This is a genomic window from Streptomyces sp. NPDC026673, from assembly GCF_040638135.1.
Lineage (GTDB): Bacteria > Actinomycetota > Actinomycetes > Streptomycetales > Streptomycetaceae > Actinacidiphila.
Genome location: NZ_JBEZXR010000049.1, coordinates 14,836 through 40,930 on the forward strand (window position 1 = coordinate 14,836; position 26,095 = coordinate 40,930).

Genomic DNA, 26,095 nt, shown 5'->3' on the forward strand with positions numbered 1-26,095 from the left:
CGGGCTTGCCGCTAGCAGCGCGGGATCGGCTTGCTGTAGCTCGTCGTGCCGGGCGTCGCCACGTAGTGGTCGGAGACGTAACGGCCGTTGTCGAGGCGGTTCCAGATCTTGGTGGGGCCGACCTTGGAGCCGGACTTCTGGCAGACGACCCACGCCAGCGCGCCGCCCGGGGACGTGCCCTTGGCGGCGTAGGACGTGCCGGGGCCGCTGCGCTCCGTCAGGCCGCCCGGCGCGGTGACCTGGTACGGGAGGGTGCAGCGCGGCAGGGGGGAGCTGTAGCCGGTGGCCGACGGGGTGCTGACGTAGTGGTCGCTGACGTAGGTGCCGTCGGTGAGCTTGTCCCACACGGAGGTGGTGCCCACCTTGAGGCCCGGGGCCTGGCACACGACCCGCAGGGTCGAGCCGGGCGCGTGGGTGGTGACGACGGGGTAGGTCGTCGAGGGGCCGCTGCGGGCCTTCAGGGCGGTGGAGCTGGTCACCGCGTAGGGCAGCGCGACCGTGGCGACCGGCGCGTCGAGCCGGTCGTTGTCGATGTTGACCGTGACGCCGCCGTAGGTCTCGTCGTGGCTGCCGCGATACTGCTTCGCGCGCTGGTGGACGGCCCACTTGGCGTCGGCGATTCCGGTCCAGCCCTTGAGGGTGTCGACGCCGTCGTAGCGGGCGATCCAGAGCGCGTCGGGACGGGCGTAGGACGCCGAGGTGTAGACGTCGGAGAGCTGCTTGGCACCGAGGTTGAGGTTCATGTAGACCCCGGAGACGTAGCCCAGCCGGTGCAGTTCCTTGGTCCAGGCCGACAGGTAGGTGAGCACGCCGGTGCGGCAGGCGGTGTCGGTCTGGGTGTAGTTCTCGATGTCGTTGTAGAGGGCGCTGCCCGGCTGCATGCCGAGGGCCTTGGCCGCGGCGACGGCCTCGGCGGCGGCCGCGGTGCCCTGGGTCCTCGCGGTCGCCGGGGTGGTGCTGATCTTGGCGTCGGTGGGCCGCGCGCCGCACGGCGGCTGCAGGCCCTTGTGTATCGGCAGCAGGCGCCACTTGAGCTGCGCGACGGAGGCGACCCACGCGGCCGTGAGCTGCGGCTGGGCGCAGGTGCGGTTGACGCCCGACAGGTAGACGCCGAGCGCGCGGTACGGGGAGGCGTTCCACGCCTGGATCGTGCTGAGCGGCGGCGCGGTGCAGGTGTCGAAGGCGAGCCCGGAGTAGCGGGTGGCGCTCGCCCCGGCCGGGTAGCCCACCGCGGTGGCGGGCTCGGCGGAGGCCGCGGGGGCTTGGACCAGGACGGCGGCGGCGCCCAGGATCAGGGCCGAGGCGGCGGCGCGGAGTCTTCCCGGGGTACGGAGAACGAGGCGTGGGTACGGCATGACGGCCCCCTGTGCGGCGCGGCGCCGGCGGCGCCGGAATCGCTGTGCCAGCCGTCCGCGCCGTGTGCCGGGCCCCCCAGGCGGGTGTCGTCGCGCATGACGACACATCAGGCTGTTGCGGACAAAGGGTAGTGGGCGTGCGGGGGCCGCGTCGAGGTGCGTGACACGACTGGCGCGGCAGGCGTGGCCAGGAGATCGTGCGCCGCTACGGAACCGCCCCGGCGTCGCCGACGGCGGCGACCAGTTGGAAGGGCAGCTCCGGGCCCCACTGGCCGACGCACACTCCTATCCAGCGGTCCTCGACACGCCAGGCCCACGCCTCGGAGGCACAGCCGCACAGGGTGTCCAGCGGCGGCGGAACGGGCTCACCGTGGAAGGAGCGTTCGAGATGGCCGCCGAGGTCGACCGTCTCGGGCTCGCCCCAGCGCAGGGAGAGCAACTCGATCAGGGCCTGGCACTCGGCCTCCAGGTCGTCCTGCGCCCGCCGTCTGCACTCCGCGTCCGCGTCCGCGTCCCAGAAGTCCTCACTGATCCGGAGGTCGGCCACATGGAAGCCGGGGCCGCTCACGACGGCGCCGGAGCGCTCGCGCCGCGCCGGGAACGGGCGGGCGCGGAGCGCGTCGACGGCGGCCAAATGGCCGGGCAGGTCCATGGGTCAAGTAAACCCTCCGCCTGTGACACTTGACACCGAGTCAGTAACCATGGGCCGGGGACACTCGCCGCGGGCCGCCGGGACGGGTACGATCCGGCAAACACGCGCACAAGCTGGGAGGACGTACGTTGGGGCGGCTCACCGGCGGGGATCCGTCCCTGCTCCGGCGGATCAATTCCGCGGTGGTGCTCCACGCGCTGCGCGGCGAGCCCGCGGTGAGCCTGACCGAACTGGTGCAGACGACGGGCCTGTCCCGGCCGACCGTCGAGGGCGTGATCGAGGGCCTGACGGAGTCGGGCCTGGTGGTCGAGGCGCCGCAGGAACCCGGTGACGCCCGCAAGCAGGGGCGTCCGGCCCGCAGGTTCCGCTTCCACGCGGAGGCGGGGCATCTGCTGGGCCTGGAGATCGGCGCCCGGCAGATCCGGGCTCTGCTGTCGGACCTGAGCGGACGCGTCCTGGGATCGCTGGCGCACGACGTCGCCGACTCGCTGCCGGCCGAGGAGCGGTTGGAACGGGTCCGCGGCACCGTCGCCGAGCTGCTGCGGAAGGCCGGGGTGGCGCGCAGCACGCTGTGGGCGGTCGGCGTGGGCAGCCCGGGGATCGTGGAGACCGACGGCGCTGTGCGGCTGAGCACGGCGCTGCCCGGCTGGACGGGCCTGCCGCTGGGCGAGCGGCTGCGCCGGTCGTTCCGCTGCCCCGTGCTCGTCGAGAACGACGCGAACGCCGCCGCGGTCGCCGAGCACTGGAAGGGCGCGGCCGCCGGCACCGACGACGTGGTGTTCGTGCTGGCGGGGCTGAGCCCTGGGGCCGGATCGCTGATCGGGGGCCGGCTGCACCGCGGTTTCGGCGGGGCGGCCGGTGAGATCGGGGCACTGCATCTGCTGGGCCGCGAGGCGACTCCGGAGCGGCTGCTGTCGACGACGGGGACTCCGCTGCACCCGCTCGACGAGTCCGCGGTGGCCGAGGTCTTCGCGCTCGCCAGGTCGGGGGACGTCCAGGCGCGGGAGGCCGTCGACCGCTTCCTGCAGCGTCTGGTGCACGACGTGGCGGCGCTGGTCCTGGCGATCGACCCCGAGCTGGTGGTGATCGGCGGCTGGGCGGCCGGACTGGACGGCGTACTGGAGCCGCTGCGGACGGAGTTGGCGCGGTACTGCCTCCGGCCGCCGCAGGTGGCGCTCTCCGCGCTGGGGCACGAGGCGGTGGCGACGGGGGCGCTGCGGCTCGCGCTCGACCATGTCGAGGAGCAGTTGTTCGCGGTGGCCCGCACCTCCCTGCTCGGCCGCTGAGGCGGGGCACGCCCTCCGGGCCAGGGCAATACGGGCGAAATTCCGCGTCTCATCGGCCTGCCTGCTTTGCCGGCTTGTCGGACCAGCCGACGATCCGTCGCATCGGCGAGCGTGCCGCGCCGCGGGCGCGGCCGGCGAAAGGGCGTCCCGCGTGCGGCGAGCAGTGGTTCTGGCAGTGTCCGTGGTGCTGACGGCCGGCGCGTCGACCGCTCCGGCCGCCGCCTACGCCCCGGATCCGGTGGTCGCCGAGCCGCTGCGGATGGCGGGGGCCGCCGTCGCGGCCCGGCGGGCCGAGGGCACCGGGATCGTCTTCGGTGCGTGCCCGGCGGACAGCCGGCTCAAGTCACCCGTGCAGTGCGGCACGGTGCGGGTGCCGGTGGACTACGCGGATCCGGGGGGCGCGACGATCGACCTGCTGGTGAGCCGGTTGCGCGCGGCGGGCCCCGCCTCGGTCCGGCAGGGCGCCCTGGTGTTCAACCCGGGCGGTCCCGGGTCGTCCGGGCTGTGGTTCCCGGCGGTGGGCCGGCCCGGCGTGGGGAGTGTCACGCGCAAGGTGTGGGCGACCGCTGCCAGGACGTACGACCTGGTGGGCTTCGATCCGCGCGGGGTCGGCCACTCCGCGCCGATCTCCTGCGAGGATCCGGCGGGCTACCAGCACTCCCCCAGCGCCGACCCGAGGCTGGCCACCGGCGCGGTCAAGGCCCGCAAGCGCGCGGAGGCCCGGCGCAAGGCCGAGAACTGCCGGGCGCGGGGCGGCGCCCTGCTGGCGAACATGCGCACCGCCGACCTGGCACGGGACCTCGACGTCATCCGGGCCGCCCTCGGCGAGCCGCGGCTCAACTACTACGGCGTCTCCTACGGCACGTACCTGGGCGCGGTCTATGCCACGCTGTTCCCCTCGCACGTGCGCCGGATGGTCGTGGACAGCGTCGTCAACCCGGACCCGCGCGGCATCTGGTACGGCGCCAACCTGGCGCAGGACGTGGCCTTCGAGCGCCGCTGGTCGGACTGGCGCGACTGGGTGGCCGGGCACGACGCCGTGTACGGACTCGGCGCGACCCCCACCCGCGTGCAGGCGAACTTCGACCGCGCGATGCGGATGCTCGGCAAGCGGCCGGCGGGCAAGGTCGGTGCCGGGGAGCTCCACTCGGCGGCGGTGCAGGCGGCGTACTACGACCAGCGGTGGGTGCCCTTCGCCCATCAGCTCTCGCGCTACCTGCGCGGTGACGACAAGCCGCTCGTCGCGGCGGCCGCCCCGGACCCGGGGCAGGCGAAGGACGAGGAGAACGGCGAGGCCGTCTACCTGGCGGTGGAGTGCTCGGACGGGGTGTGGCCGCGCGACTGGAGCGTGTGGGACCGCGACAACTCGCGGGTCGCCCGCCAGCGTCCTTTCGAGACCTGGGCGAACGCCTGGCTCAATCTCCCCTGCGCCTCGTGGCCGGTCCCGGGGGGACCGGCGGTCGACGTCGGGGCGCGCCGGGGGGCGCAGCCGCCGCCGGTGCTGATCGTCGCCTCCCGGCGGGACGCCGCGACGCCGTACGAGGGCGCGATGGAACTGCACCGCAGGCTGCCGGGCTCACGCCTGATCACCGAGGAGGGACGGGGCTCGCACGGCCTGATCAGCTTCTGGAACGAGTGCGTCACCGCGCGCGTCGACCGCTACCTGGTGTCCGGCGCCGTCGGCGACCGGGATGTGCACTGCTCCGGGCATCCGCTGCCCGTGCCCTCCGGCACCGGCGGTGCGGAGGACGCCAACACGGGCCGCTTCTACTGACCGTGGCGGTTTCCACCGACCGCGCCGGGGCGCGGAAGGTCAGGACGCGGCGGCGTGCCGCTCCTGGCCGTGGTGGGTGATCTCCATCGCACCGCTGTCGCCGAACGTCAGGCGGCAGGTGTCCGCCCGGTAGGTGGCGACGGCGACGGCCGCGACCCGTCCGCCGCTGAAGTAGCGCGTGGTGACGACCAGCACGGGCGCGCCGGGCAGCCGGTCCAGCTGCTTGGCGTCCTCCGCGCGGGCCGAACCGAGCTCCACGGCCCGGTCGTCCCCGTCGAGTTCGAGGGCGCGCAGCTCCTGCAGGACGGCGGGGGCGTGCCCGGCCGGGGTCAGGTCGCCGGCGAGGCCCGGGACGGAGGCCCGGGGCACGTAGAGCAGCTCGGTGGCGACGGACTGGCCGCCCATCGCGCGGACCCGGCGCACGGTGTGCACCGCCTCGTCGGCGTCCGTGCCGAGCGCGTCGGCGACCGCGGCGGGCGCGACGGCCTCGACGCAGCCCACGGTGCGCCAGGCGTCACCCGCGGAGCCCGGCCAGGTCCCGCTGGACGGGCCGACGGAGACGCCCACGCGCGGCGGGGCGACCGTGGTGCCGACGCCGCGGCGGCGCTGCAGGCGGCCTTCCAGCTCCAGCTGTTCCAGGGCCTGCCGCAGGGTGGCCCTGGCGACGCCGAAGCGGGCGGCGAGCTCACGCTCGTTGGGCAGGATCTCGCCGACCTCGAACTCGGAGTCGAGGGCGTCGATGAGGACGGTCTTAAGGTGCCAGTACTTGGGCTCCGGCACGTTCTCGAGCTGCGTGGTCCCCACCCTGTCCTCCGCAATCGGCCTGACCCCGCCGGGGTTTGTTCAGCCTTGTTTCCGAACGGCTCTTTATTAAAGGTTCTTGCACTAGTAGGCGACGATAGAGCCGCCCTCCGGCTTGGTCAAGACCAATGCTCACCGACCCCATGGGATCCGGCCGCCGGCGCCGCGCACTGTTCACGAGGTGTTCGCGCCCGTCAGGGCCCGTCGGCACGCTGGTAGCGTTCGTGATCACGTCGAGTGAGGGAGCTGGCATGGGTCCGGTCACGGTGGTCACCGGCGGCGGCCGCGGCATCGGCGCGGCGGTCGCGCTGCGGCTGGCCCGCGAGGGGCACGCCGTCGGCATCGGCTACGAGAAGGACGCCGACGCCGCCGAGGAGGTCGCCCGCAAGGTCCGCGAGGCGGGCGGGCGGTGCGCGGCGGTGAGGGTCGACACCAGCGACGCGGCGCAGGTGGACGCCTTCTTCGACACGGTGAAGGAGCGGCTCGGCACCCTCACCGGGCTGGTCAACAACGCCGGCATCACCGGGCCGCTGGGGCGGTTCACCGAGACCCCGGTCGAGGTCATGCGCCGGGTGATCGACGTCAACGTGATGGGGGCGATCCTGTGCGCCCGGCGCGCGGCGCTGGAGATGTCCACCCGCCACGGCGGGCAGGGCGGCGCCATCGTGAACATCTCCTCCGGCGCCGCGACCCTCGGCGGTCCCGGGGAGTACGTGCACTATGCCGCCAGCAAGGCGGCGGTGGACGCGCTGACCGTGGGTCTGGCCAAGGAACTGGCGCCGGACGGCGTACGCGTCAACTCCGTGCAGCCCGGCATGATCGTGACCGACATCCACGCCGCCATGGGGGATCCCGAGCGGCCCTGGCGCAATCCGGACCGTGTGCCCATGCGGCGGCCCGGCGAGCCGGACGAGGTGGCCGGCGCGGTCGCCTGGCTCATGTCGCCGGACGCGTCGTACACCACGGGCGCGGTGCTGCGGGTCTCCGGCGGTCTGTAGCTCCGCCGGCTACCCGGCGGCCGGCTCCTCCACCGCGTCCTCCCGGTCGCCCTCCGCGCCATCCGGGGCTTCCGGGGCTTCCGGGGCTTCCGGGGCTTCCGGGTCGTCCCCCGCGTCGATCGTGCGCAGCACGTCCGCGGCGAGCGCCGTGATCTGGGGGATCATCTCCGGGGTGGCGAGGGCGAGATGGCACAGCGACCAGGTCAGGGTGACGACGCGGGTCCGCCGCGCCTCCAGCGCGTCCAGCAGGCGGCGCCCGATCAGCTCGGCGGCGTCCTTGTGGACGGCGGGGTCGGTCCAGGCGGTCGCGACGATCGCGAGGGCGGCCGCCTCGCACACCCAGTCCTCGGCGTTGTTCAGCACGTCGACGAGGAGTGCGCGGCGCCGCGAGACCGCCCAGGGCTCGTCGGTCCGGTGGTGTGCCAGGCCCAGGCACGCCCAGACCTGGACGGAACGTATCCACAGGTCCGGGGCCTGGGCGGCGAGCGCGCGGCCCAGGTCGTCCTCACGCGGGGCCGGGGGGTGGACGAGGACGCCGAGCAGGTCGTCCGGGTCGAGCCCGGAGAGCGTCACCGCCCCGTCGTAGGCGGCGACCAGATGCGGCCAGCCGTGCCACGCCAGACGGCGCACCGCCTCGGCCGCCTCCGGCGACGGCGGACGGACGGCGGGCCGGGCGGTCGTTCCCTCGTACGCCCACAGCGCCACCTCGACGGGGCGGGGGGCGACGCGCAGGTCGGGCTCCGGCACCGACTCGGTGTCGGTCTCGGCGTGGGGGAACGCGGCGCGCAGCGCGAGCAGTGCGCTCGGCGGTTCGAGCGCGGAGACGGTGAGCGTCAGCCGCGCGTCGGCGGGGACGGACTGCCGCAGGGCCTGGTGCAGCAGGCTGACGATCGCCTCGTTGCCGCCGGGTATCCAGTTGAGCCACGGCCTGCCCTGGCCGAGCCGGGCGAGCAGGTCGGCGGCGTAGCCGTGCTCGGGTTCGGCCCGCAGGTGGTCGGCGAGGGCGACGAGGTGACGCAGGTCGGGTTCCGCGGCGTACCGCAGCGCGTGCACCGCGGGCCCCGCCTTGGGGTGCGAGGGGTCGGCGGCCAGCGCCCGCTCGGCCCATGCCACGCCCTCGGCGGGCCGGCCGAGGGCGTCCAGCAGTTCGGCGACGTCGACGTACAGGTCGAGGTCGGAGGGGTCGCGGGCGACCTCGACCTGCCAGACCTCCAGCGCCTCCTCGGCGCGGCCGGCGCTGCGCAGCGCGTAGCCGAGCATCACGGCGGCGGGGTGCGAGGGCTCGAGCTCGTACGAGCGCCGCGCCCAGGCGACGGCCTCCTCGGAGCCGCCCATGCGGCGGGCGAGTGTGGAACCGCACCAGAGCAGCATCGTGTGGTCGGGGTGGCGTGCGGCGCTCGCGCGGACCAGGTCGAGCAGCGGCAGCAGCGGGCCGCGCAGCTCCTCGTCCACCGGGTCGGGCAGTTGCGGTGCGACGCGCGCGGACGCGCGGGCCACGGTGTCCGGGGCGACCAGTTCGGCGATGTCGGGGCGGCGCAGCCATGCGACGTCCAGCCACGGCCGCTGCGGTTCGTACCCGGCGCACTGGGCGAGCAGCCCGACGGCCTCGTCCCAGCGGCCGGCGCCCGCGCAGAGGTGGCCGCGGGCCGCAACGGTGCCGATGAACGCCCGCTCCTCGGGCACGAAGTGGGTCAGCGCCGCCTCGGCGCCTCCGACACGCGCGGCGAACTCGGCGAGCGCCTCGTGGATCTCCGGCAGCACCGGATCGCGCGCCAGCGCGTCCTCCAGGTGTCTGGCGGCGTGCTCGAGGTCGCCACCGGCCAGCGCGATGCGCGCGGTGGCCACCTCGCCCTCGGCCTCCAGACGTGCCCCGCCCTCGTGTCCTTCCGCATGATCGTGCACGGCCGCTCCCCGCCTCCGCTGCTCCCCGGTGCCCCGCCCCGGCACCCTAACCGACGCCGTCGCGGCACCTGTCGGCGCGGCTTGGCAGGACGGGATGCCCTTCGGTGCGGGGTACGGCAATGGCGCCGGCGCGATGGGGCCGTGCAGAGCCCGCCGTGGGGTGGGTGGGTGGGTGGGTGGGTGGGGTCCGGCCGTGGGTGGGTGCGGGTTCGTCTCGCGCCCTACGGGCGCAAAGCGGCGGGCTGCGGAGGGGAGGGTGGCGGTCTGGGGCTTCGCTGCGCTGTGCGAGCCGGTGTTCGGCTGGGGTTCAGGCGCCGGAGCGGGTGGCCTTGGGGGCGGCGTGGGTCTCGTTGCCGTCCGCGCGTATAGATGGCCGCTTCCACGCCTACTCCCGGTGGTGGGCGCGCGCGCCGTAACCGGCGACTGCTACTGATTCGAGGTGCTGTTGAGGGGTGGGCGGGACATCGGGCTCGCTTTCGCCGACATAGTCGGTGAAACAGGGCCCGATCTTTGAGCCGGAGAAGATCGGGCCCGCTTTCGCCGAATATGTCGGCGAAACAGAGCCCGATCTCGCAAAGCCACCCCCAAGCCTGTCGCCCACTGGGGGAATCACCCGCAGACGCAGGTCACGGCGGGCGCGCCACCCACGAACGGTGGGCGTGGCAACCAGCCATCTCTACCCGCGGACGGCAACGAGACCCGCGCCCATGAACAACCGGCCCCGCTCCGGCGCCTGAACCCCCGCCAACCACCCACCCGCACACCGCAGCGAAGCCCCAGACCGCCACCCTCCCATCCGCAGCCAGCCGCTGTGCGACCGAAGGGAGCGAGACGGCGCGACAGCCGACCACCGGCAGCCGCCGGCCCCCGCCGCCCCCAACTCCCGGATGCGCCGAGCCCGCTGAGCGGTGCCGATTCGTTAACACAAGGAAACGAATTCAAAACCCGAGCGGGCGTTCCGGCGTACACAATCCCCCCAGCCCCCAGCAGGTTCACCGGTTGTCGCACCAACCCCCGAGGAGCACCATGTCCGCTCAGGCCACCGACGTGGCGAAGGGCTCTCCGCCACCCGCACCACGCAATCCACTGGACCGCTACTTCCGCATCGGGGAGCGCGGGTCGACCTTCGGCCGTGAGGTCCGGGGCGGCTTCGCCACCTTCTTCACGATGGCATACATCCTCGTGCTCAACCCGATCATCCTGGGGAGCGCCAAGGACAAGTTCGGCCACGTCCTGTCGACCGGTCAACTGGTCACCGCCACCGCGCTGGTGGCGGCGGTGATGACGATCGTCATGGGCGTCGGCGGCAACCTGCCGCTGGCCATCGCGGCGGGCCTCGGCCTCAACGCGGTGGTGGCCTTCCAGATCGCTCCCATGATGAGCTGGGACGACGCGATGGGCCTGATCGTCATCGAGGGCGTGCTCATCTGCGTCCTGGTGGTGACCGGGCTCCGCGAGGCGGTGATGCACGCGATACCGCAGCCGCTCAAACAGGCGATCAGCGTGGGCATCGGCCTGTTCATCGCCTTCATCGGCTTCGTGGACGCCGGCTTCGTCAGCCGGATCCCGGACGCCGCGCACACCACGGTCCCCGTTCAGCTGGGCGGGAGCGGAGCGTTGTCGGGCTGGCCGGTGCTGGTCTTCTGCCTGGGGGTCCTGCTCACGATCGCCCTGCTGGCCCGGAAGGTGAAGGGCGCGATCCTGATCAGCATCGTCGCCATGACCGTGCTGGCGATCGTCGTCGACGCCGTCGCGGACGTGAAGAGCTGGGGGCTGACCACGCCCAAGGTTCCCGACGACGTGTTCGCGGCACCGGACTTCGGGCTGCTCGGGCACTTCAGCCTCTTCGGCGCCTTCGCCGAGGTCAGCTTCATCACGGTGGTGCTGCTGGTCTTCACCCTGATCCTGTCGGACTTCTTCGACACCATGGGCACCGTCGTCGGCATCACCTCGGAGGCGGGGCTGCTGGACGAGGAGGGCAAGGTCCCGAACCTGGGCCGCGTGCTGCTCATCGACGGTGCCGCGGCGGTCGCGGGCGGTGCGGCGTCCGCATCGTCCAACACCGCCTACATCGAGTCGGCGGCCGGCGTCGGCGAGGGGGCCCGCACGGGCTTCGCCAACCTGATCACCGGTGGCCTGTTCGCGGTGGCGCTCTTCCTGAGCCCGCTGCTGACGATCGTGCCGCTGCAGGCGGCGGCGCCCGCGCTGGTCGCGGTCGGCTTCCTGATGATGACCCAGGTCAAGAACATCGGCTGGGACGACTTCGAGATCGCCATCCCCGCCTTCCTGACGATCGCCGTGATGCCCTTCACCTACTCGATCACCAACGGCATCGGCGCCGGCTTCATCGCCTTCGTGCTGCTCAAGGCGGTTCTCGGCAAGGCCCGGCAGGTGCACTGGCTGCTGTGGGCGGTGTCGGCGCTCTTCCTCGTCTACTTCGCGATCGACCCGCTCGAGCAACTGCTCGGGGTGAAGTAGCCGCCACGGGGGCGCGGAGGCCACCGAGGCCTCCGCGGCCCCACGATGAAGACCCCGACCGGGACGGGGGCCCCCGGTCGGGGCCGCTGGCCGGGCCGGCGCTCAGCGCACCAGGCCCGTACTCGTCGAACTCTCCGCGTGGGGCGGGAGTTCCCGCCCGGTACGCGTCCCCCGGTGTGACGTGGCGCACGCCCGCGACGAACCGGCCGCCGGCCGGGCGGCCCCGTACGCGCCCCCGCCGGCGAACGGTGCGGGTCGGCTCGGCGCCGATCCGCCGATCCACCGGGCACCCGCGCACCGGCGGGCGAAGCCGCTCATGGTGCGGAGATCGGGACCTGTGCGCGTGCGGTCCGCGCGTGCGTTTGATCTCGATTCGGCAACACAGGGTTTGAACGGGGAATACCCCCTTATCGCCGGGCCTGGTCGCTTGATACACATGGTTCCGCGCGTTCCTGTCCGTCGATAGGCGCTCCACCCCCCACCTGCTCGCCGTGCCTTCGGCCGTCCCTCACCCAGGAACGCCCATGTCTTCGCGGACCGCGCCCTCGCGCGCCCTGCTGCCGCTCGTCGCGCTCTTCTGCGCCGGCTACCTCGCGCCCTACCTCATGCCGACCGTCGTCGGGCGCCTCACCACCGGACTCGCACTCAGCGGCTCCCAGGCCGGGGCCGTCGGCAGCGCGCTGCTCCTCGGCTCGGCCTGCGCCGGGTTCACGCTGGCCTCACGGGTGGAACGGATCGGCCGGGCGCGGCTGGCGCGGTACGGGCTGCTGATGATCGCGGGCGGCTTCACGGCGGCCGCGGCCACCGGCCACGTCGGCCTGGTGGTGCTCGGCTGCGTCGCGGGCGGCCTCGGTTCCGGTACGTCGACGGCGGTGGCCGCCGTCGGCATCGCCGGGGAGCGAGAGCCCCACCGTGTCACGGTGCTCGGGCTGCTGGCGACCTCCGCGGCGGCGGGGGCGCTCTACCTCGTCCTGCCGCGGCTCGGCGGCGGCCACGCGCTGCCCTTCGCGGCCATCGCGGCGACCGCCCTGCTCGTCCTCCCGCTGACCCGGCGGCTTCCGGCGGCGCCGGGCCCGCGGGCCACGGCGGCGACACCCCGCACGGCGCCGCCGCTGCCGCACCTCGGCTCCGGAGTGGTGCTCGCCGCGTCGATGCTGTGCTGGTCCTTGGCGCAGAACGCGCTGTGGGGGGTGAGCGGCCGCATCGGGCTGGACCGCGTGGGGTTGTCGGAGACGGCGGTCGGCATGGTGTTCGCGGTCGCCCTCGGCGGCGGCCTGGTCGGCGTCGTGGCCGCGGGCGCCCTCGGGCCGCGCCTGGGACGCGCGGTGCCCATCGGCGCGGGCACGGTCGTGATCGCGGTCTGTGTGGCCGCCAGCGCCTCGGCGCGGGGCGCGATGGGCTTCGCCGTGGGCGAGGTGCTGTGGAACACCGTCTACCCGGTGGTGCTCTCGTACGTGATCGGCCTGGCGGCCGCCCTCGACCCGCGGGGCCGCTGGGCGGTGTACGCCGGTTCGGCCTCCTCGCTCGGGGTGGCCTGCGGGCCGCTGACCGGAGCGCTGCTCGGCGCCCGCCTGGGCTTCCCGGCGATGGGCGGCGTCCTCGCCTGCCTGCTCCTGCTCGCGGCCGTGCCGCTCACCGCGGTGGCCCGGGGCGCGGGGGCCGGGACCTGGCGCCGGCGCACGGTGGCGATCGGGCGCCGGGCGGCCGGGCGCCGGGCGGCCGCCGCGGCGATGGCCCGGTCGGAGGTCGGGCGGGCGGCCTGAGGGGAAAACGGGATGCCGCGGCCGGTGCCCGTCTGGCAGGGTGCCGCCTCGTGAACGACACCGCCACCGTCCGCATCACCTCGCTCGCCGAGCGCCCCGCGCTGGTCCCCAGGCTGTGGGAGATCACCGAGAACTGGCCGGCCTTCGTCCCCCAGGACCCGGTCGCCGGGGCCCTGTTGTACCGGGTCGCCGAGGACTTCCCGCGGTACTGCGTCGTGGCCACCGACGGCGACCGCGTCGTGGCGCGCGGGTTCGCCGTCCCCTTCGACGCCTCCCGCGAGGGCCGCGAGGAGACGCCCGACCAGGGCTGGGACCGCGTGCTGGTGTGGGCGTACACCGACCTGCGCGACGGGCGCCCGCCGACGGCGGCGAGCGCGCTGGAGATCACCATCGACACCGGGTACCTCGGCCGGGGGCTGTCCCACCGGATGGTGGCCGCGCTCCGCGGCACCGCGCGGGACCAGGGCCACGACGCGCTCCTCGCCCCGGTCCGCCCCACGGCCAAGCACCAGCGGCCCCGCCTCCCCATGGCCGACTACATCCGCCTGCTGCGGGCGGACGGACTCCCCGAGGACCCGTGGCTGCGCGTGCACGTCAAGGCGGGCGGCGTCATCGAGAAGGTCGCGCCCGCCTCCATGACGGTCAGCGGCACGCTGGCGCAGTGGCGCCGCTGGACGGGGCTCCCCTTCGACCGCGACGGCGCGGTCGATGTGCCCGGTGCCCTGGTGCCGGTGCACTGCGACACCGCGCACGACCACGCCGTCTACGTCGAACCCAACGTCTGGGTCCGGCACCGCACGGAGTCGCGTTAGCCCAGTGCCCGGTCCAGATTGAAGGCGGCGCTGATCAGCGACAGGTGCGTGAAGGCCTGGGGGAAGTTGCCGCGCTGCTCTCCGGTGCGGTCGATCTCCTCGGCGTACAGGCCGAGGTGGTTGCCGTAGGTGAGCATTTTCTCGAAGGCCAGGCGCGCCTCGTCCTTGCGCCCGGCGCGGGTGAGGGCCTCGACGTACCAGAAGGAGCAGATGGAGAACGTGCCCTCGTCACCGGGCACGCCGTCCGGGCTCGCCAGGGGGTCGTAGCGGTAGACCAGGGAGTCGGAGACCAGGTCCTTGCCGAGGGCGTCGAGCGTCGAGAGCCACCTGGGGTCGGTCGGCGAGATGAACTTGGACAGCGGCATCATCAGCACCGAAGCGTCCAGGACGTCCTCCCCCTCGCTCTGGGTGAACGCGCCGCGCGACTCCGACCAGCCGTTCCTCATGATCCGCCGGTAGAGGGCGTCGCGGGCCCCGTACCAGCGCTCGCGGTTGGCGGGCAGGCCGCGGTGGTTCGCCATGCGGATGCCGCGCTCGATCGCCACCCAGCACATCACGCGGGAGTACAGGAAGTTCTTGCGGCCGCCGCGGGTCTCCCAGATGCCCTCGTCGGGCTGGTCCCAGTTGTCGCAGACCCAGTCCACGAGTTCGCAGACGGTCTCCCAGTGGCCGCTGGAGATCGGCTTGCCCCACTTGTCGTACAGGTAGAGGGAGTCGATGAGCTCCCCGTAGATGTCCAGCTGGAGCTGGTGGACGGCGTTGTTGCCCACCCGTACCGGCGCGGAGCCGAAGTAGCCTTCCAGGTGCTCCAGCTCCCGTTCGGGCAACTCGGAGCGGCCGTCGATGCCGTACATGATCTGCAGCGGGCCGGCGGTGCAGCGGGGTCCTCCCACGCAGACGCGGTCCGACAGGAAGTTCATGAAGGCCTCGGCCTCGTCGGTGAAGCCCAGCCGGAGCAGCGCGTAGACGCAGAAGGCGGCGTCGCGGATCCAGACGTAGCGGTAGTCCCAGTTGCGCTCGCCGCCGATGCGCTCGGGGAGGCTGGTGGTGGGCGCGGCGATGATGGCGCCGGTCGGCGCGTAGGTGAGCAGCTTGAGGGTGAGCGCCGAGCGGTGCACCATCTCGCGCCAGCGGCCGCGGTACCTCGACTGGGAGAGCCAGTGCCGCCAGTAGCGCACGGTCTTCTCGAACTGGTCCTCCGCCTCGGTCAGCGGACAGCCGCGGGGGCCGACGCCGTCGCCGACCTGGTCCAGGGCGAAGACGGCGGTCTCGCCCTCGGCCAGCTTGAACTGGGCCCAGACGTCCCGGCCGTCGTTCTCCAGCGGCACCGAGCAGGTGAGGGCGAGGGTCTGGGCGGGGGTGGCGAAGAGCGCCTGCATCCCGTTCATGTGCACCGTGTGCGGCACAGTGCCGTAGTCGAAGCGCGGAGCGACCCGCACCCGGAAGGGCAGCATGCCGCGGACGCAGATCACCCGCCTGATCAGCCGGTGCCGGTCTGCCTCGTGGGACTCGTCGACGACCGGCATGAAGTCCTGGACCTCGCCCATGCCGTCCTCGGCGAAGAAGCGGGTGATCAGGACATTGGTGTCGGGGAAGTAGAACTGCTTGGTCCGCGCGGGCACGTCCGCGGCGAGTTCGAAGCTCCCGCCCCGGTCGGCGTCGAGGATGGAGGCGAAGATGCTCGGCGCGTCGAAGCGCCCTGAGCAGTACCAGTCGATGGTCCCGTTCGTGCCGACGAGCGCGGCGCTGCGCAGGTCGCCGATGAGCCCGTGGGCGGCGATCGGCAGATAGCGGTCGTCGGCCGGCGCGAACTCGGTCTGGAGGGCTTCGGCGGTCACGGTGGCCTCCTCGCGTGCCGGGAAACGGCAAAAGCCACCTTTCAGACTAACCCCCCGGGTCCTTCTCCTTCTCGGTCGAGGGGGTCGAGGCATGGCGACGCACCCGGCCTCGCCGGGAGTCCCGACGGCCGCGGTTCGGCGACGCGGTGCGGGCACAGCCCGTGCGCGGTCCGGCGGGCGCCGAGGGGCCCGCCGGACCGTGCCGGCGGGGGCTATGCCTCCCCGGCCTGCGCTGCCCCGGCCTGCCTCTCGTCGGCCTGCTTCTCGTCGGCCGCTGCCGCTCCGGCGGGCGCCTTCTCCTCCGCGCCGGGTTGCCGCTCCCCCACGTACTCGATGACGGAGCGGGCCTCGGCCAGCCGCTGCCCGGCGACCTCGTCGTCCGCTCCCTCGTACTGGGCGATCACCGTCCGGGCCCGGGCCACGGCCTCGGCGTGCCGTCCCAGGTCGGCCTCGAGCCAGGCCGCCATGAGCTGGGCCGCGCTGCGCGCGGGGCCCTGGTCGAAGGCGGCGATCGCGCGCTCGGCGCAGGCCAGGCCCTCCTCGTACGCCGCGCGCGCCGAGCCGTCCCCGTCCTCGTCGCCGGGCTCGCCCGGGCAGGACCGGACGACCAGTTCACCGGTCTGCCGGTGGGTCCCCGCGACTTCGGCGCGCAACTGCGCGGCGGCGCGCTCGTCTCCGGCCGCCGTCGCGGCGGCCAGCGCCTCCTCCGCCACCGCGACGGCCTCGGCCATCAGGGGGCGCCCCTCGGGCAGCCCGCCGCGGCCGTCGTGGAGGGAGAGCCAGGCCCGGGCGCGCAAGGTCCGGACGAGCGGGACGGGGCGCTCCAGCGCACGCCAGAGCTCACCGGCTCGGGTGTAGGCCCGGGCGGCCTCGTCCGCCAGCCCGGCCCTCTCCAAGGAGTCGGCGGCGAGGTTCGCCAGCACGGCGTGGTCCTGCTGCTCCTCCCATGTCCCGGCGATCTCCGCGGCGAGCAGGAACTGCTCGGCGGCGGAGCGCGGCTCGTCCAGGTCGCGCAGCCCCTCGCCCAGCCACCAGCGGGCCTGGACGACCCGGCCGTCGTGATGGGCCCGTTCCAGGTCGGGCAGCGCGGTCTCCAGTACGGTGGCCGATTCGGCGGCGCGGCCCTGGCGCAGCAGCGCCCCGCCCAGCACGAGCCGGGCCCAGGCCCCCACCTCATCGGACAGGCCCGCCTCGTCGGCCCAGTGGGCGCCCTCCAGGGCGTGGTCGGCGGCCTCGGCGTCGGCGCCGCGCTCGGCGAGCGCCGACGCCAGGACGGTGTGCAGGTGGGCGCGGTGTGCCGGGCGGAGCACCTCGGCGCCGTTCTCCAGCGCCGAACGTGCCGACCGCTCGGCGGTGGCGGAGTCGTCGTGCTCCAGTGACAGGTCGGCCAGCAGCGCCTCCGGCTCGACGGCGTGCCAGGGCGTGCCGGCCTCGTGATAGGTCCGAGCGGCCCGCGCGAAGAGCTCGGCGGCGGTCGCCACGTCGCCGCGTGCGGCCGCGTACCGGGCGTGCAGGGCGATCGCGTCGGCGAGCCGGCCCGCCATCCGCTCCTCGTCGCGGTGCTCCTCGGCGAACGCGATGATCCGCCGCAGTTCCGCCTCGTTCTCGGCGCTCGGCGGCCGCATGTGGAACCGGGCGAGCCAGGCGCCGGAGAGCTGGCGCGAGGTGGCCCGGCCCGCCTCGTGGAGCGCGCGCACCTCGTCGACGGCCGCGTCGAAAGCGTCGAGCGCCGCCTCGGTGGGCTCCGCCAGGGCCGTCGCGTAGGCCGCCCGGGCCCGGCAGGCGGCGGCCTCGCCGGGATCGCCGGCGGCCTCGAACAGCTCGGCGGCGGTGTGGAAGAGGGGCAGGGCGGTCCCGGGGTCCTCGAAGGCGTCGATACCGGCGTGGTCGGCGATCTCGGCTTGGGCCCGCGCGTCGAGCTCCGCTCCCGTGCGCTCGGCGGCGCGGCCCGCGGCGGCCCAGGCGTCGCCGGCGGAGGGGTGCTGGATCCCGCTGAGCCGGCGGGCCTCGGCCAGCAGCGCGGAAACGTCCTCTGCGCGCTCGGCCGCGGCGGCCTCGGCTGCCGGGGCGGGCCGCGGTCGGACGGGCGTGTCGAGGCGCCGGTGTGCGCGGACCCCGAGCGGCAGCCGGTCCGCGAGCGGCTCGGCAGCGAGGCGCCTGCGCATACGGCCGCCGACGGCGTCGTTGCCGTTGCGGGCGTCGAAGCGCGCGGCGACGGCGCCGGCCTCGCGCTCGGCGTGGGCGAGCAGGGCGCGGGCGGTCCAGTCGGTGCCGGCGGGGCCGGGGACGCTCTGCTCGGCGTGGCCGAGGTCGATCAGGCGGCGCATGAGCACCCCGGTGACCACGAGGTGGTCCATCAGCGTGTCGGGGTCGCCGGTGTCGGTGAAGTACGCGGGGTGCTCGGCGAGGATCTCCAGGGCGCGGGCCTCGTTGCCGGTCAGGGCGCAGAACTCGACGTGGCCGGCGACGGCGCCGCGCATGCTCTCCATGGAGCGCACCAGCCGGTAGCCGCGCAGGTGGTGGGCGCGGGCTTCGTCGAGCCGGCCGAGCCGGACCAGCGGCAGCAGTGAGGAGGCCAGCACGTTGTGCGGCTCGTGCGCGCAGGTGTACTGCCCGGCGAGGACGGGTTCCCAGGTGCTCAGCGCCTCGGCGTCCCGGCCGCACTCGACCTGCCAGTTGCCCTGGCCGTGGAGCTCGCAGGCGTGGCAGTCGGCCATGCTGTCGCGGTCGGCGGCGAGCCAGGCGGCATGGGCGGCCGCGGCGCGCGCGGTGTCGCCGAGATGCCGGGCGATGCGGAACTCACCCTGCCGCACGGCGCGTTCGGAGTGGCCGGCGATGCGGTAGCGGTGCTCCATCTCGCGCTGCCACTTCTCGATGGAGGCCAGCGGGATGTCGGGCTGGTCCAGCATCCCGTTGGCCACCCACTTGAAGATCCAGTGCAGGTGGTGGGTGTTCGCGCCGTCGAAGTCGCCGGGCCGCTCGTCCCACATGCGCAGCAGCCGGGCGAAGGGGACGAAGAACTTGTCCCGCTCGCTGCTGTACGCGTACGCACTGGCGAGGTTGAACAACGCGTCGAGCAGCAGCGCGGTGTCACCGGTGGTCTCGGCCTCGGCGACGATGCGCTCCGCGCCGGCGTTGCGGGCGCGGCCCTCGGGCTCCTCCCTGTTCTTGTGCAGGGCGCGGCGTATCGTCTCGGCCGTCGGGTCCTGGGTGCTCATCGGCCGTCCTCCTGTTCGGCGTCGGCGGGGGTGTCCGCTGTCAGTGCCGCCCACTGGAGCAGGCCGAGGAAGGCACGGTTGAGGAGCGCGGAGTCGGCGGGGCGCAGCGGGCGCTGGGCCATCAGCAGGGCCTGGCCGTACAGCGCCTCGGCCGCCGTGCCCACCAGCTCGGGGTCGGTGAAGCCGCTGATCCGCCGGACCAGCGGGTTGAGGTGGTTGAGGACGAGCCGGGCGCGCGGCGCGCCGCCGCGCAGGGAGCCGAGGATGCCCGCCCACAGCTCGTCGGCCTGCTCCTCCTCCTCGGCGCGGGCGCGTTCGTGGCGGGCGGCCCGGTCGTCCAGGTGGAGGGCGGGGACGGTGACCGGGTGGAAGGTGCGCAGCGACACGTCGCAGCCGAGCGGGTCGAGCGTGGCGCGGGCGGCGGCGAGGAAGCCGGACAGGGCCAGTTCCTCGGCGGGGTCGACGGGGTCGAGGTGCGCGGTCACGGTGTCGGCGTCGAGTTCCGCGACGGCGGTGCCGGGACGCACGGTGGGCAGCAGCTCCACCAGGTCGGCGTCATAGGTGTAGCCGCCGTTGACGACGCCGATGCCCTGCGCGGAGGCGATCGCCGCGACCTGCCGGTACTCCTCGACGGTGCGGGTGAAGTGGACGACGGGGTGGCGGCGGGCGAACTCCTCGAGCGACAGCTGCCCGTCGGTGGTCTCGAAGGGCAGCCACGGCAGCATCGTGCGGAGCATGTCCGCGTCGTGCCGGGCGAGCGACTTGACGCCGAGGTGGTGGACGGCCAGGAACTGGGCGAGCCGTTCCCGGTCTCCCGCGGCGAGTTCGGTCAGCCAGTCGCGGACCCGCTCGCCGAGTGCGTCGCGGACGGCGGCGAGCGTCTCGTCGGCGTACAGGCTCTCCCGGGAGGCGGTGGGGCGCAGGCTGTCGGTGTCGATCACGCAGCGGACGAAGAACGCCCACTCCGGCAGGAGTTCGTCGGCCCGGTCGGTGAGCAGCATGCCCTTGAGGTGGACGCGGTGCCCGGCGCGCTGGGCGGGGCTGACCGCGGCGGGCAGGACGTATCCGACACCGCGCACGCCCGCGAGCGGCACGTCGAGGTCGATGACGTCGAGCGGGGTGAAGCCGAACTGCTCGTGGCAGTGCCGGGCCAGGGCGACCCGTCGGCCGGCGGATCCGGGGTGCGACCGCTCCCAGACCGGCGGGCGCTCGGTGACGGGGGTGTCGCCGACCCGCACGTCGTAGGGCAGCAGCGAGCCGAAGTCCTTGGCGAGGGCGAGTACGCGCTCCTCGGTCAGCCATTCCGCGGCGCCCGGCCGGGCGGTCAGGTGGACGGTCGTGCCCGGTTCGGGGCGGGCCTCGTCGGGCAGCGTGCGGACGGTGTACGAACCGTCGTCGCGCGCGGTCCACTCGACGGGCGGGGCGTCCGGGGTCCGTGCGGACCGGCTGACGACCCGGATCTCCCCGGCGACGACGAAGCAGGCCAGCAGCCCGATGCCGAACTGGCCGAGGAACTCGGAGCGGGCGCTCTCCAGTCCGTCGCGCTTGGAGCTGCGGCCGATGGTGGCCAGCAGGTTGTGCACGTCGGCCTCGGTCAGGCCGATGCCCGTGTCCTCCGCGCGCAGCCGGCCGCCCTCGGCGTACAGGCGCACCCGGGCGGGGGCGTCGGGCTGTTCGGCCCGGCGGGCGGTGATCGCGTCGACGCCGTTCTGCAGCAGTTCGCGAAGGTAGACCTTGGGGCTGGAGTAGAGGTGGTGGGAGAGGAGGTCCACCAGGCCGCGCAGGTCGACCTGGAAGGTGTGCGGTGTCTGATCTGCAGTCATCGTGGGAGCGCCGGTGGATTCCCGGGGAGGAACGGGGCGCGGGTAGGGCGATCGGGTGATCGCGGGCCGCCGGGTTGCGAGCCATCGTATGGCGGCGGGGCCCGGGGTGACCAGGGGGTTTCGTGGTGCGGGGCGGCGGGCGGGAAGCGCCGGGGGCGGACGGGCGCCCGCGGGCGGTGGGGGGCGGTTGTTCACCGGGCGTTCTGATCCGCGGCACGCGGCGCGAGTAGGAACGGGAGCGGACGCCTATCGGCGTACGCGGCTCGGGACTTGGGACTTGGGACTTGGGAGGACAGGATGGTGCACGGATCCGGGAGTACGGTCGGGCGGCGCTCGGTGCTGAGGGGCGGGCTGGCGGCCTCGGGGGCGCTGCTGGTGCCCGCCGCGGCCGTACCCGCACTGGCGCTGTCGGGGAGACCGGCGGCGACGTCGGGTGTGCAGACCGGCGACGTCACGGCCTCGGGCGGCCTGGTGTGGGTACGCGCGGACCGGCCGGCGCGGATGGTGGTGGAGACCTCGGCGACCGAGTCGTTCCGCCACACCCGCCGCTTCCACGGCCCGCTGGTCGGCCCCGGCACCGACTTCACCGGGGTCACCCGGCTGCACGGCCTGCCGTCCGGTGAGCAGATCCACTACCGGGTGCTGCTCGCCGACCCCGACGACCCGCGCCGCACCGGCGCGCCGGTCACGGGCACCTTCCGTACGGCGCCGGACGGGCGACGCGGCGGCGTACGCTTCGTGTGGTCGGGCGACCTGGCCGGGCAGGGCTGGGGCATCAACCCCGACATCGGCGGCTACCGCATCTTCGACGCCATGGGCGCGGTGGACCCGGACTTCTTCCTGTGCAGCGGGGACAACATCTACGCCGACGGCCCGATCGCGGCGGCCCAGGCGCTCCCCGACGGCAGCACCTACCGCAACGTCACGACGGCGGAGAAGTCCAAGGTCGCCGAGACCCTGGCCGAGTTCCGCGGCAACTTCCGGTACAACCTGCTCGACGAGAACCTTCGGCGCTTCAACGCCCGCGTGCCGTCGGTCATCCAGTGGGACGACCACGAGGTCCGCAACAACTGGTACCCCGGCGAGGTGATCGCCGCCTCGGACCCGCGCTACACCGAGAAGAGCGTGGACGTCCTGGCGGCCCGGGCCCGGCGGGCCTTCGCCGAGTACTTCCCCATCTCCTCGCTGCGGCCGGACGGCGCCGGCCGGGTGTACCGGGTGCTGCGCCAGGGCCCCCTGCTGGACGTCTTCGTCCTCGACATGCGCACGTACCGCAACGCCAACTCCCCCGACGACCAGGCCCACGACGCGCAGGGCATCCTCGGCCGGGAGCAGCTGGAGTGGCTGAAGCGGGAGCTGTCGCGGTCGCGCGCGGTGTGGAAGGTGATCGCCGCGGACATGCCGCTCGGGCTGGTGGTGCCCGACACCACGGAGGGGAAGCCGAACATCGAGGCGGTGGCGCAGGGCGACCCGGGCGCGCCGCTCGGCCGTGAGCTGCAGATCGCCGAACTGCTGCGGTTCGTCAAGCACCGCAGGATCACGGGCACCGTGTGGCTGACCGCCGACGTCCACCACACCTCGGCGCAGCACTACCAGCCGTCGCGGGCGGCGTTCGGGGACTTCGAGCCGCTCTGGGAGTTCGTGTCGGGTCCGCTGAACGCCGGGGCGTTCCCGGCGAGCGCGCTGGACGGCACCTTCGGGCCGGAGCGGGTCTTCGTGAAGGCGCCCACGGCCTCGAACGTCTCGCCCGCCGAGGGCTACCAGTTCTTCGGGCAGGTCGACATCGACGGCCACTCCGGCGACCTGACGGTGCGGCTGCGCGAGCACGACGGCACGGTGCTGTTCACGAAGGTGCTCCGGCCGGGGCTGGTCGGGCAGTAGGAGCCGACGACGGGACCGCGACGGGCCGACCGCCCGGTGGCGCGAGCGCGCCGCCGGGCGGTCCGCCGCTCAGCCGGCGGCCGCCAGGATCACCTCCGCCACGGCCCGCGGCCGGGAGACCATGACCAGATGACCGGCACCGGGCACCGACACCGTGGTGGCCGCCATGCGTTCGGCCACAAAGCGTTCCAGGTCCGGCGGGATGATCCGGTCGTCCTCCGCGACGATGTAGTGGCACGGGTGCTCGCGCCAGGCCGGCGGTCCCGACACGAAGCCGAAGCGGGCCACGTCGCTGGGCCCCTGGACGGCGGCGAGCACGCGTGCCTCCTCCGGTGCGACGTCCGGGCAGAAGTACTGCGGGAACAGCTCCTGCGGAAGCGTGAAGCGCCCCTGCTTGTCCACCTCGAAGTGGGACGCGGAGGGGAGTTGTCCGAACGGCTCGCCCAGCGTCGCCGCGCTCTCGCCCTCGTCGGGCGCGAACGCCGCGACGTACACCAGGGCGCTCACCTGGGGGGCGTCGTGCGCCGCCTGGGTGATGACGACGCCGCCGAAGGAATGGCCGACGACGACCACGGGCCCGTCGAGTTCGTCGAGCACACTGCGGACCTTGGCGACGTCGTCGGGGATCGAGGTGAGCGGCTGCTGGACGGCGACCGTCTCGTGCCCGGCTGCCTGCAGCATCGGAATGACCTTCGCCCAGGACGACCCGTCGGCGATCGCTCCGTGAACGAGCAGAATGGTGGTCATGCATATGCCTCTCGTTGTGATGGGTGGCCTGCCCCGCCGAGCCGGCTGGTACGTACCGTGAGGTGCGGACGAGAAGGCATCGCGTCCTCCGTTGATTGATCGCGGATACGCGCCCCCCTCACGGCACGGGGCGTTTTCCGGCATCGTAGGGTGCCGGGATCGATGAATTCCGCGTCACGAGGGAGAGGAAGACCGCCCGTTGGGGCAGGGCGGATCAGCCGACCCGCACCTCCCGCACGTCGATTTCGATGGAGCAGTTCTCGCTCGCGGTATTGTCCGGATTCCTCCGATGGACCCTTCGTCGCGTCGGGAAGACGATTCCGTCGAAGTCCCGGTAGTCGCCCACGTAATGAGCGACGGAAACGCCCATATTGACATCGACGTGGTAGTCGAGCCTGCAGAGCATGCCGTCCTCGGCGAAGTAGAAGGTCTGCTCGGCACAGTGCGTGGCGACGTCCCGGGGGAATGTCACCTGCAGCCGCCGCCACACCTCGCCGCCCTCGCTCCACGAGGCCACTTCGCGGGACTCGACCCCGGGACGGGTGAACAGGAACGGTGTGGTCAGGTAGTTCCACATGGCGTACCCGATGAAATAGCCGACCTGAGCCGAATCCCACGGTGACGACAGGTCGTACCCGGTGTAACCGGACCGGACACCGGTGCGGCGCTCGAGGATCTCACCGTCGGGAGACCGCAGTTCCACGGCGTCCTCATCGGCGTCGAACGTCAGGCCCCCTTCGGGGTTCGGCCATGGGGCGAAGCGGATCCGCTCACGGCGGGTGTCGACGGTCAGCCGCGAGCCGAAGGGCCTTTCCGCGAATCCCCTGAGGCTCCAGAAGGGGCCGCCGAACGACACCTCCGCGTTCAGCGAGTCGATCTCGGACCATCGGCCCCGGCCTCCATGGGCTCGCAGGACGTGGTCAATCAGGTCGTTCATCTTCCTCGTCTCCAGGTGTCACACGGTGTCCGCCGAATTCCGTCACAGCAGTCCGGCCCGGATCACATGGGCGACGGCGTGGGTACGGTTGCTCACCCCGAGATGGATGACGATTCCGTGGACGATGCTCTTGATGGTACGTTCGGAATAATTCAGCCGGCGCGCGATCTGCGCTGTGTCGAGTCCGTCCGAGAGCATGCTCAGCACCGTGATCTCCCGCGGTTTCAGCCCGTATCCGTCACCGGTCCTCGTCCGGTCGACGCGCCTGATGTGGCGGATGAGATGCCTCAGCAATTCGGGAGGCACGTCGGAATGCCCTTTGCGTACGGCGGCGACGGCGTTGCCGATGTGAGCGAACGTGATGCGCTCGCGCAGCAGGACACTCACCACACCGAAGCCGATCGCCCTCATCAGCCGGGGCTCGGAAACGGATTCCGCCACGAGGACGACCTGAATGTCCGGCTGGCTCTCCGCGACCTGGCCCATGACCGTCAGCACCCGGTTCGACAGATCATCAGAGAACGCGACGAGAACCTGTGCGCTCCGGTGGTTCTCCCACGGCAGCATCCGGATGCCGGGATATTCCGACAGCGCCGCGACCGCGCCTTCGTAGGTCAGTCGGTCCTCGGAGAGGACCACGACGGAAACCGGATCACACGCGTGCGTCTCGGCCATGGCCTCGGGTGCCACGGGCGTCGGCGGTGCGGACGCGCACCGGGGCGGAACCGCCGGGTCGTGCCCGCTCACCGCACCTCACTCCGTTCCGTCGCGGCTCCCCGGCTCACAACCGGCTGACCTCGACGTACTCCAGGGCCAGCAGACCGTGCGCGACATACGGGAGTCTGCCGAGGCGCTCCCGGGCCTCGCCGGGGCCGTCCGCCTCGACCACGAGGAGGGCACCGGGCCTGTCATGGCGCCGCAAGGCCATCACCACGGTGCCCTCGGCCTTGAGTTCCTCCAGCACCCGGCGCTCTTCGTCGGCGAACGCGGCGAGCCGGTCGGGCTGTGTCACCGTTCCTGTCACGTGCAGATACATCGGCTGTCTCCCAGTTCTTCTCGGTGGCTCGGGCCCGCGTTCCGGCACGGGACCACGTCGGGCCGCGACGGACGGCGGCTCAGCTGCGGGCCCGCGCCTCGGCCGCGCTCCGGGCCGACAACTCCCGGAACTCCTCCTGCGTGAGGCGTCGCACCGCGTGAGGCGAGCCGTGCACCCAGCGCGCCGTCAGCTCGGCCAGCCGCACCCCGTACCGCTCCGCGGTGACCCGGTCGCCGTGCCCTCCGGTGGGGTCCGGTGCCTCGTCGGCGTTGGTCTGGCCCATGGCGCCCAGCCAGGAGCCCAGCCGGTTGACGTCGTAGCGTGTGCCGCCCGTCCAGTTGTCGCCGGCCGAGTCGCCGAGGGAGATCCACTGCATGTTCATCTGCGCGGCGAAGACGGCGAGCTGCTGCAGCGAGAACAGCTTGTCGCCGTTCTGGGAGGCGGAGTGGGTGAAGCCTCCGGCGAGCTTGTCCTTCCACTCCTGACCGAGGAACGGGTAGAAGGCGCCTTCGAGGAAGGCCTTGAACACGGCGGACAGGCTGCCCATGTAGGTGGGGGCGCCGAACACGATGGTGTCGGAGGCCCCGAGGAGTTCCATGGCGGGGGCGTCCGACCAGCGTCCGGCGGTGACCTGCTCACCGCGGATCTCGACGAGGTGGACGTCGGTGCCCGGCACGCTCTCGGCGCCGCGGGCGATGTGCTCGGCCATCGCGCGGGTGTGGCCGTTCGGCGAGTGGTAGACGACGGACAGTGTGGCCATGATCGTTCTTTCTGGGTCGTACTGAAGGTGAAGG

At 73.4% G+C, this 26,095-nt stretch carries 19 protein-coding genes; 7 read left to right on the forward strand and 12 right to left on the reverse strand.

Annotated elements, in window-relative coordinates; all coding sequences use genetic code 11:
• Positions 1–11 precede the first annotated feature (11 nt).
• Entirely contained in the window at positions 12–1,355 is a 1,344-nt protein-coding gene (locus AB0F62_RS28105; RefSeq protein WP_361804959.1) for a glycoside hydrolase domain-containing protein, read from the reverse strand.
• Between the two features lie 205 nt (positions 1,356–1,560).
• Positions 1,561–2,007, reverse strand: coding sequence for a hypothetical protein (locus AB0F62_RS28110; protein ID WP_361804962.1), 447 nt, complete (start codon positions 2,005–2,007; stop codon positions 1,561–1,563).
• Between the two features lie 128 nt (positions 2,008–2,135).
• Here AB0F62_RS28110 and AB0F62_RS28115 point away from each other — a divergent pair, with 128 nt between their 5' ends.
• Both AB0F62_RS28115 and AB0F62_RS28120 read left to right on the forward strand, forming a co-directional pair.
• Complete coding sequence (locus AB0F62_RS28115; RefSeq protein WP_361804965.1) at positions 2,136–3,293, forward strand: ROK family transcriptional regulator; 1,158 nt, start codon at positions 2,136–2,138, stop codon at positions 3,291–3,293.
• 151 nt (positions 3,294–3,444) lie between these two features.
• Positions 3,445–5,067 (forward strand): alpha/beta hydrolase, encoded by a 1,623-nt coding sequence (locus AB0F62_RS28120; RefSeq protein WP_361804968.1) that lies wholly within the window; start codon positions 3,445–3,447, stop codon positions 5,065–5,067.
• 39 nt (positions 5,068–5,106) lie between these two features.
• Here the strand turns inward: AB0F62_RS28120 and AB0F62_RS28125 are convergent, their stop codons facing one another.
• Positions 5,107–5,871, reverse strand: coding sequence for a GntR family transcriptional regulator (locus AB0F62_RS28125; protein ID WP_361804971.1), 765 nt, complete (start codon positions 5,869–5,871; stop codon positions 5,107–5,109).
• A gap of 248 nt (positions 5,872–6,119) precedes the next feature.
• Here AB0F62_RS28125 and AB0F62_RS28130 point away from each other — a divergent pair, with 248 nt between their 5' ends.
• A complete protein-coding gene (locus AB0F62_RS28130) occupies positions 6,120–6,866 on the forward strand; it encodes an SDR family oxidoreductase (protein ID WP_361804974.1) in 747 nt (248 codons plus the stop codon).
• Positions 6,867–6,875: 9 nt separating this feature from the next.
• On the opposite strand, the gene AB0F62_RS28135 is transcribed toward AB0F62_RS28130, so the two are convergent.
• A complete protein-coding gene (locus tag AB0F62_RS28135) occupies positions 6,876–8,768 on the reverse strand; it encodes a hypothetical protein (protein ID WP_361804977.1) in 1,893 nt (630 codons plus the stop codon).
• 1,026 nt (positions 8,769–9,794) lie between these two features.
• Between AB0F62_RS28135 and AB0F62_RS28140 the strand changes: the two genes are divergently transcribed.
• The 3 genes from AB0F62_RS28140 to AB0F62_RS28150 all read left to right on the forward strand — a co-directional run bounded on the left by AB0F62_RS28140 (position 9,795) and on the right by AB0F62_RS28150 (position 13,821).
• A complete protein-coding gene (locus AB0F62_RS28140) occupies positions 9,795–11,246 on the forward strand; it encodes an NCS2 family permease (protein WP_361804980.1) in 1,452 nt (483 codons plus the stop codon).
• Positions 11,247–11,770: 524 nt separating this feature from the next.
• Positions 11,771–13,009 carry an MFS transporter gene (locus tag AB0F62_RS28145; protein WP_361804983.1) on the forward strand — a complete coding sequence of 413 codons (1,239 nt, stop codon included), beginning with the start codon at positions 11,771–11,773 and terminating at the stop codon, positions 13,007–13,009.
• Positions 13,010–13,059: 50 nt separating this feature from the next.
• Positions 13,060–13,821, forward strand: a complete 762-nt coding sequence (locus AB0F62_RS28150) for an N-acetyltransferase (RefSeq protein WP_361804986.1) — start codon at positions 13,060–13,062, stop codon at positions 13,819–13,821.
• Here the strand turns inward: AB0F62_RS28150 and AB0F62_RS28155 are convergent.
• The 3 genes from AB0F62_RS28155 to AB0F62_RS28165 form a co-directional block, all read right to left on the reverse strand.
• Positions 13,818–15,659, reverse strand: coding sequence for a glycoside hydrolase family 15 protein (locus AB0F62_RS28155; protein ID WP_361804989.1), 1,842 nt, complete (start codon positions 15,657–15,659; stop codon positions 13,818–13,820). The genes AB0F62_RS28150 and AB0F62_RS28155 overlap by 4 nt on opposite strands.
• Positions 15,660–15,871: 212 nt before the next feature.
• On the reverse strand, positions 15,872–18,877 hold the full coding sequence (locus AB0F62_RS28160) for a tetratricopeptide repeat protein (RefSeq protein ID WP_361804992.1): 3,006 nt from the start codon (positions 18,875–18,877) through the stop codon (positions 15,872–15,874).
• A complete protein-coding gene (locus AB0F62_RS28165; protein ID WP_361804995.1) occupies positions 18,874–20,700 on the reverse strand; it encodes an HSP90 family protein in 1,827 nt (608 codons plus the stop codon). The genes AB0F62_RS28160 and AB0F62_RS28165 overlap by 4 nt, the downstream gene beginning before the upstream one ends.
• A 297-nt stretch (positions 20,701–20,997) precedes the next feature.
• Between AB0F62_RS28165 and AB0F62_RS28170 the strand changes: the two genes are divergently transcribed.
• Positions 20,998–22,581, forward strand: a complete 1,584-nt coding sequence (locus tag AB0F62_RS28170; protein WP_361804998.1) for an alkaline phosphatase D family protein — start codon at positions 20,998–21,000, stop codon at positions 22,579–22,581.
• A 69-nt stretch (positions 22,582–22,650) separates the two neighbouring features.
• On the opposite strand, the gene AB0F62_RS28175 is transcribed toward AB0F62_RS28170, so the two are convergent.
• The 5 genes from AB0F62_RS28175 to AB0F62_RS28195 all read right to left on the reverse strand — a co-directional run bounded on the left by AB0F62_RS28175 (position 22,651) and on the right by AB0F62_RS28195 (position 26,061).
• Complete coding sequence (locus tag AB0F62_RS28175) at positions 22,651–23,328, reverse strand: alpha/beta hydrolase (protein WP_361805001.1); 678 nt, start codon at positions 23,326–23,328, stop codon at positions 22,651–22,653.
• A gap of 214 nt (positions 23,329–23,542) precedes the next feature.
• Complete coding sequence (locus AB0F62_RS28180) at positions 23,543–24,265, reverse strand: hypothetical protein (protein WP_361805003.1); 723 nt, start codon at positions 24,263–24,265, stop codon at positions 23,543–23,545.
• 42 nt (positions 24,266–24,307) lie between these two features.
• Positions 24,308–25,012: a response regulator transcription factor gene (locus tag AB0F62_RS28185; protein ID WP_361805006.1), complete on the reverse strand. Its 705-nt coding sequence runs from the start codon at positions 25,010–25,012 to the stop codon at positions 24,308–24,310.
• A 34-nt stretch (positions 25,013–25,046) separates the two neighbouring features.
• On the reverse strand, positions 25,047–25,301 hold the full coding sequence (locus AB0F62_RS28190; RefSeq protein WP_361805009.1) for a hypothetical protein: 255 nt from the start codon (positions 25,299–25,301) through the stop codon (positions 25,047–25,049).
• A 79-nt stretch (positions 25,302–25,380) separates the two neighbouring features.
• The gene (locus AB0F62_RS28195; protein ID WP_361805012.1) at positions 25,381–26,061 is read right to left on the reverse strand and encodes a flavodoxin family protein; all 681 of its coding nucleotides are present in this window, start codon (positions 26,059–26,061) and stop codon (positions 25,381–25,383) included.
• Positions 26,062–26,095: the final 34 nt, after the last annotated feature.

What these genes read in the sequence shown, in the direction of transcription:
- AB0F62_RS28105 (WP_361804959.1), bottom strand. Translation starts at nt 1,355, where the DNA reads ATGCCGTACCCACGCCTCGTTCTCCGTACCCCGGGAAGACTCCGCGCC.
- AB0F62_RS28110 (WP_361804962.1), bottom strand. Translation starts at nt 2,007, where the DNA reads ATGGACCTGCCCGGCCATTTGGCCGCCGTCGACGCGCTCCGCGCCCGC.
- AB0F62_RS28130 (WP_361804974.1), top strand. Translation starts at nt 6,120, where the DNA reads ATGGGTCCGGTCACGGTGGTCACCGGCGGCGGCCGCGGCATCGGCGCG.
- AB0F62_RS28140 (WP_361804980.1), top strand. Translation starts at nt 9,795, where the DNA reads ATGTCCGCTCAGGCCACCGACGTGGCGAAGGGCTCTCCGCCACCCGCA.
- AB0F62_RS28145 (WP_361804983.1), top strand. Translation starts at nt 11,771, where the DNA reads ATGTCTTCGCGGACCGCGCCCTCGCGCGCCCTGCTGCCGCTCGTCGCG.
- AB0F62_RS28160 (WP_361804992.1), bottom strand. Translation starts at nt 18,877, where the DNA reads ATGAGCACCCAGGACCCGACGGCCGAGACGATACGCCGCGCCCTGCAC.
- AB0F62_RS28165 (WP_361804995.1), bottom strand. Translation starts at nt 20,700, where the DNA reads ATGACTGCAGATCAGACACCGCACACCTTCCAGGTCGACCTGCGCGGC.
- AB0F62_RS28170 (WP_361804998.1), top strand. Translation starts at nt 20,998, where the DNA reads ATGGTGCACGGATCCGGGAGTACGGTCGGGCGGCGCTCGGTGCTGAGG.
- AB0F62_RS28175 (WP_361805001.1), bottom strand. Translation starts at nt 23,328, where the DNA reads ATGACCACCATTCTGCTCGTTCACGGAGCGATCGCCGACGGGTCGTCC.
- AB0F62_RS28180 (WP_361805003.1), bottom strand. Translation starts at nt 24,265, where the DNA reads ATGAACGACCTGATTGACCACGTCCTGCGAGCCCATGGAGGCCGGGGC.
- AB0F62_RS28190 (WP_361805009.1), bottom strand. Translation starts at nt 25,301, where the DNA reads ATGTATCTGCACGTGACAGGAACGGTGACACAGCCCGACCGGCTCGCC.
- AB0F62_RS28195 (WP_361805012.1), bottom strand. Translation starts at nt 26,061, where the DNA reads ATGGCCACACTGTCCGTCGTCTACCACTCGCCGAACGGCCACACCCGC.